This window comes from Reinekea marinisedimentorum, assembly GCF_004341165.1.
Lineage (GTDB): Bacteria > Pseudomonadota > Gammaproteobacteria > Pseudomonadales > Natronospirillaceae > Reinekea > Reinekea marinisedimentorum.
Window position 1 is genome coordinate 1 of sequence record NZ_SLZR01000038.1, and the last position, 5,655, is coordinate 5,655.

Here is a 5,655-nt window from a genome sequence, read left to right on the forward strand (position 1 = left end):
CTCCATTCCTTTGCGGCGTTTGAACGCATCTTGCAGCCATCGATCGCAAACAGTTCATTACCTAATAGCCCTTCTTCGTGGCAAATCAGCAGCACCTGCTCAAACAGTTCCGTCATGTTCTTGGGGTACCGGCTAACGAATTTGGCAATGGTTGTCCAATGTGGCACGGTATCGCAGGAGAGCGCTTTAAAGATGACGTTAGTCTCGCAGCACCATTGGATTTCCCGAGAGGAAGTAATGCCTTTGGAATAGGCAAACAGAATGATCGAGAGCAGAATAGCAGGATCATAAGCCGGTCGACCGCTTTCATCATTGCTGTACAGGTCGTTAAAAATACTGAGATCGAGCTTATTGTGGATTAGATAATGAATGGCGTGTTCGAACGTACCGGATTGAAGCTGGTCTTGATAATTAATCACGACCATTGAGCTTTGATTGAAATCGTAGTGCTTGAATTTAGGCATGAAACAAACTCCGTTGCTTTATGCATTTTAAAAGTTTTCGGGAAGGATTTTGAGGTTTTTCTACAGCCTCAACGTCCGCCACAGCGGATAAAATTGAACGCCAGTGAAATTTTAGTCCAAAGTCCGGAACGGACTGGCTGCTGGCCTTTGTTAAATTTGAACTAGTCGATCGTTACTAAGCGTATGCCTTCAGCTAGTAATTTTGAGCTAACAAAATCCCCACTTCTAGTTGATTTCACGACTCTTGCAGATATATGGTGCAAGTTCATACCTTTCTCTGGAATATCAGTGATATGACTTAATAGCAAAGTATAGTTATGAGACTTATCTGTAGTATCTATTTTAATTGCTTTATCTCTTTCAATGTATGGTAGAAGAGAGCTATTGAAATCAGATTTGTTATTAATTGGTGCCTCTCTAAAAACAGGCTCACTTAGATTTTCTAAATCAATCATATGCCCGTCACTTAATACTATCCTGCTCTCTTCACACCTTAGTCTTTTATTCAAATTTGGAGGTGTAGAAAGCACGTGCCGCTCAAGTTTTCCGTCAGAATCAATTGTGACTATTTGGGTAGTAGGGCCTTCAGCAGACAACAAAATCCCTCTTGCATCTATTGCGACGAAGTCTTTACCAACACAATATTCACCGTCAGCATCCGCGTAAGCGTTTCCTATAAAACAGGTAATAGACAGAAAACCAATTAGAAGTTCTCTCATAATTCCCCTTCTCCCTCAAGAATTTAACGCCCGCATTTGCGTCTGGTTTGGAGCGCAGCGGAAAACCAGTCCGACGACATGCGCTTGTTACATGCATTCATATTTCGAGCACAGAACCATCAGGGTTAAGCGCGATAATAGAATTATTGCCTTTAAAGACGAGGTTCACTTGGCCACCATAAACATCATCAATTGCTAAATGGTTAGCACCTTCCAATTTCATTATTTCTGCGCCGCCGATGGCGCGGTTTATACCATCTAACTCTATGAAATTAGCTTTCGATACTTCTTCCACTTCGTCGAGTTGCACAAACAAGTACGGCCAATCATCAACATGTGAAGTTCCTTCTTTTACTTCGTCTGGCAACCAAACGGAATCCCATTGAAATGCCAACGTAACAGACCTATCAAATGCTACGTGATGAAATACACCGACCCAGAATGAATCATGGAGAGTGTACTTACTCAAGAACTCTTCAAGATCATGCGGTGACTTTTGATCCCAAGGTAAGTCATCCTCTATTAGCTTTTTATAAAGCCAGTCTGGGTAAAATTGATCATCATCCAATGCTGATTATTCTCCTAGGCATGTAACGTTTACAGCATTGGCGCGGGCTTTTTCGCGTCCATTGCCTGTACTTGTTCTGTGTTTGTTACGGCACTAACTAGTTCTCTTAGCACTAATAAGTCTGTTGGGTCAGAAAACGCTTTATCAAATAATCGATAAGCCGCTGAATCATTTTCTTCTAACCACGCAAAGCTTTGTTTAGAACCGAGGTACCAAAGGTTTCTTAAATTGAAGTATATTTCAAGGAGTTCGCATGGTAACCAGGTTCTTCGGTATTTAGCTTCAGTTGATTTCCCTTCTGCCCTAATAAGCATGTTTCTAGACCATTCAACTAAATGGGTTATTTCATCAGGTTTTAATTGATTAGGTCCTTTTTCATAAAACTCAGTAATGCCTCTTATAAACTTCTTACCAATGCCGTGGTTATCAAGAAATACCTCACCACCAACAAACCTCAGGAACTCGCTTTTAATTGGAACGGCGCCTTCTAAGCTATAAACCCAACAATCAAGCTTTTTATTTTCAAATACACGTATATCTTTCGAAACTTCAGGTTCCTTGCAGAAACAGGCAACATCAATATCGCTGTCTGCAGTGAAATCACCGCGAACAACTGATCCGTAAAGGACTATAAACTCTGGATTATGCTTCTCAGTTAATTCACTAATTGCACGAAGCGCTATTTCTCTCATAGGATTCCTACACAGAACGTTTGCGGCAGTTGCGCGGCCTTTTCGCGTCGACTGCCCGTGATTGTTAAGAACTCAGTTTAGCCAACAAAACAACTCGGTGGCGATTAAGTTGAATTTCATTCCTTTCAAAGCCTGTGCAATATTTAGACACTTCGGAATAATCATCTCTGTCAAATCCATCAAATATTGGAACTTGGTGTAGGAACTCAATCAATGAAGATTCAGATTCGTACTTTTCAGAGTAACAAAAATCTTGGCATTCTATAATTTCAAAACCTTGGCCTTGAAACAAATTAACTAATTCTTCTTTTACTCTTGATGAGTCCCCAAAATGCTGCCCTCTACCTACTAATTTTTTAAGCTCCCTACAATCTTGCTCGCCAATCGTTATGAAAGCGAACATGCCTCCAGAACTCAGTATCCGAGCAATTTCGTCAGCTGGATTTGGTCCCCGACGGCTTATAACAATATCTATTGTCGAGTCATCAAAACCCAAATCCACTGCATTTTCTCTTACAAAAGTTAGATTTTCGGTAGCACAGTTCTTTGCAGTCTCATAGGCAACGTTTATGAGGTTTGATGGTTCAACCCCAATAACCCGCTTATTTAAAGACGCTAATGTCGATGTGAAAAGTCCATCGCCACAACCTAAGTCAACAAGCGTTTTTTCCTTACTAGAAATGCTATGAATTAGGTTTTCAAAGTAGTCCTCAGGATTCGACAAATCGAGTTTCTTCGATTCCTGGGTTCCATGGTCATACCGACCGTATTTCTCAAATTGTTTATTATAAAATTCTAGTTCACTCATATTCAGTTCTTAACGCCAAGCTTAGCGGCGAGCGTATGCGAGTCCTACGGCCTGCCGCGAAGCGGTGTATTTAAGGCCGCATTGCTACAGCGCCTTGTTCTATTTTTACTTAGCCTGCTCTGATAATTCACGATCTAGCATCGATATTGCTATATCCATAGTTTTTGCAGTATAAAAGCGCTGCCAAAGCAATATAAATAGCTCTTTTTCCGTATACATTTCATTTTCAATTCTTTTATCAAACGTATCGCAACCGCTGAACTGCTGACCATACCAGTAGTATCCTTTGGCCTTACCCCACCTACCTGGCGGCTTAGACTTAAAAATTGATTCCCAGTTATCATTAGAAGTTACTAACTCATAAGTGCACTTCATTCCTGACATTAGGTAAGCTATTTCTTGCTCAGGAAAACCCAATACCTTCTTGAGAGTTGCCAAATTTTCGTCAATGGCCCGTATAAAACCTTCCGAAAAGAAAGAAGGTGAACTGAGTATATGAATTTGTTTACTATATAAATATGGAATGATTTTATTCCGACTACTTTGATTCGTATCGAATTCCCTAGGTACCCAATTGCTACCAGAGGGTGTGAACTCTGAAAATAAATTGCTATCAATAGTACTAATTAAAATCTCAACATTTGTGCTGTGTTCTCTACAGCTCCAAACGTCACCCTTTACAAATTTTCCATCCGATGCCTTGCAATAGTTTATTGATCCATTTACAGGGAACGAACTCCCGCCACAGGTTTGCGACCCGCTATAGGCAGTACTTAGAAAATAGTCATTCTCAAATGTTATGTACTCCGGGATATACCAGCATAAGTTTTCATATAGATTTCCAGCAAAAACCTTAAAGTTGCTAATATAGATAAACTTCTCGCCATCAGTTGCATTCTCCGAAATAACCGTCTTTAGTATTAGCTTGGCAACATTTAGATATTCCTCATCTGATAGATCAATTGAGTATTGGCTCTGCAACTCCTCTATTCTATCTGAGTAGCATTTAGCTAATGGCTCTCGAAGCCACCCTGATGTTTCATCGTGTAAGCAACGATCTCTTTCTTTTAGCCAAGCTCTTTGAGTCTCCCTAACCTCATCAAAGCCTGCGGCCAGAATTTTTTTATAAACCTTACTAAGAACTACATCCAGTGCAGCTACTGAACTAGAACTACAAATACTTTTTTCTACCTCAGTCGAGGCTTTTGAGCAATTAAATGACGGCCTACCATTTAGATCTTCTGACGCCGGAGCGACTGCATAACTAAAACTGCATCCGATAGTTAATAGGAGAACCGTTGAAAATGATTTGAGATAGCTTCTTATCAATTCTTGCCTCATATATTTAAATAGAACGCCAAAATAACTGGCTTAAATGAGCGCCAGCGAGTTTAAGTCCAACGCGTACCGCGAAGCGGTGATTACGCGTGAAGTTCATTGCCTTGTTAGTTCGACGTTTTTCGGTTCCTGACCCAGCTAAAAAACCCAATCAAAAGCCCAATGACTGCTCCAGCAATTGCTTTTGCTAATACATTGCCCCAGTCAATACCAGTAACGACTGAAGGTGCATTTTCATTAAATGTATCTTGGGCCGTTATTGGATTTAGTCTAATAAGTTCCTCAGCCCATTGTATAGAAGCATTTCTACTCCATTCGACATCGGACTCTTCAGCATATGAATATAGAAAGAGGATCTTTCCTTTTATGTGAACGAGTGTAGTCGTGACAACTGATACAAAAGGCGCTGGGTTTCCTAACTCGTCTACCATCTCATACTTAACGTATGACGAGTAAGAAAGAATACGTTCAGATTCTTCATGTACTGGCAGAGGCACCATTTGCGATATTGATAGAGCGAGATCAACATCAAACTCTTCCTTGATTCCATCATTAACCCTATCCATTAATTCAGGAAACTGAGCCTCCGCTTTTTTAATGATATCTGTGTTTTGTGTCTTAATAACTTCTTTCAGCTCAGCGAAATTCGAGGATGTTACAGATAAATTGATTAGATTCTTTGCTGTTTGAACCGTGAATCGTCTCGGAAAATCGGGTATTTCGTCCTTTAATACGGATGGAACATCAGAAATGGGAATGAATGAAAGAAACTCTTCATTTGTTGGAGCAATGAACTGCTTTTGAATTTCATTCAGGAGAGTCATATTACTTGTTACGGGACTGTACCCATCAGGATTGGGAACATCAATGATTACTCCACCTACATTGATCTCAGATGACCAGCAAAATGATGAAAAAAACAATATGCAGATAAAATTTCGTGCTCTCACTAAGATCTCCTTGATAAGAACTAACGAGCCTGTAGATTAACCAACTTTCCGCAGCCTAACCCACAAGCTTCCATAAATTTATTCATTCCAACCAATCTGCCAGATTCACTGGCATT

Annotated in this window: 7 protein-coding genes; all 7 read right to left on the reverse strand. The window is 40.2% G+C overall.

The window, feature by feature from the left end; all coding sequences use genetic code 11:
• Nucleotides 1-464: transposase (locus BCF53_RS18810; protein WP_132704275.1), on the reverse strand; the 464-nt coding region annotated here is incomplete at its 3' end.
• Between the two features lie 161 nt (nucleotides 465-625).
• Entirely contained in the window at nucleotides 626-1,183 is a 558-nt protein-coding gene (locus tag BCF53_RS18815) for a hypothetical protein (RefSeq protein WP_132704277.1), read from the reverse strand.
• A gap of 97 nt (nucleotides 1,184-1,280) precedes the next feature.
• Nucleotides 1,281-1,751 (reverse strand): hypothetical protein, encoded by a 471-nt coding sequence (locus BCF53_RS18820; protein WP_132704279.1) that lies wholly within the window; start codon nucleotides 1,749-1,751, stop codon nucleotides 1,281-1,283.
• Between the two features lie 29 nt (nucleotides 1,752-1,780).
• Complete coding sequence (locus BCF53_RS18825) at nucleotides 1,781-2,443, reverse strand: nucleotidyltransferase family protein (RefSeq protein WP_132704281.1); 663 nt, start codon at nucleotides 2,441-2,443, stop codon at nucleotides 1,781-1,783.
• Between the two features lie 64 nt (nucleotides 2,444-2,507).
• Nucleotides 2,508-3,251 carry a class I SAM-dependent methyltransferase gene (locus BCF53_RS18830; RefSeq protein WP_132704283.1) on the reverse strand — a complete coding sequence of 248 codons (744 nt, stop codon included), beginning with the start codon at nucleotides 3,249-3,251 and terminating at the stop codon, nucleotides 2,508-2,510.
• A 105-nt stretch (nucleotides 3,252-3,356) separates the two neighbouring features.
• Nucleotides 3,357-4,592, reverse strand: a complete 1,236-nt coding sequence (locus BCF53_RS18835) for a lysozyme inhibitor LprI family protein (protein ID WP_132704285.1) — start codon at nucleotides 4,590-4,592, stop codon at nucleotides 3,357-3,359.
• 104 nt (nucleotides 4,593-4,696) lie between these two features.
• On the reverse strand, nucleotides 4,697-5,539 hold the full coding sequence (locus tag BCF53_RS18840; RefSeq protein WP_132704287.1) for a hypothetical protein: 843 nt from the start codon (nucleotides 5,537-5,539) through the stop codon (nucleotides 4,697-4,699).
• Between the last annotated feature and the right edge of the window lie 116 nt (nucleotides 5,540-5,655).

Bases quoted from the DNA above. Each gene is read 5' to 3' on its own strand.
- BCF53_RS18825 (WP_132704281.1), bottom strand. From the start codon at position 2,443: ATGAGAGAAATAGCGCTTCGTGCAATTAGTGAATTAACTGAGAAGCAT.
- BCF53_RS18835 (WP_132704285.1), bottom strand. From the start codon at position 4,592: ATGAGGCAAGAATTGATAAGAAGCTATCTCAAATCATTTTCAACGGTT.
- BCF53_RS18830 (WP_132704283.1), bottom strand. From the start codon at position 3,251: ATGAGTGAACTAGAATTTTATAATAAACAATTTGAGAAATACGGTCGG.
- BCF53_RS18815 (WP_132704277.1), bottom strand. From the start codon at position 1,183: ATGAGAGAACTTCTAATTGGTTTTCTGTCTATTACCTGTTTTATAGGA.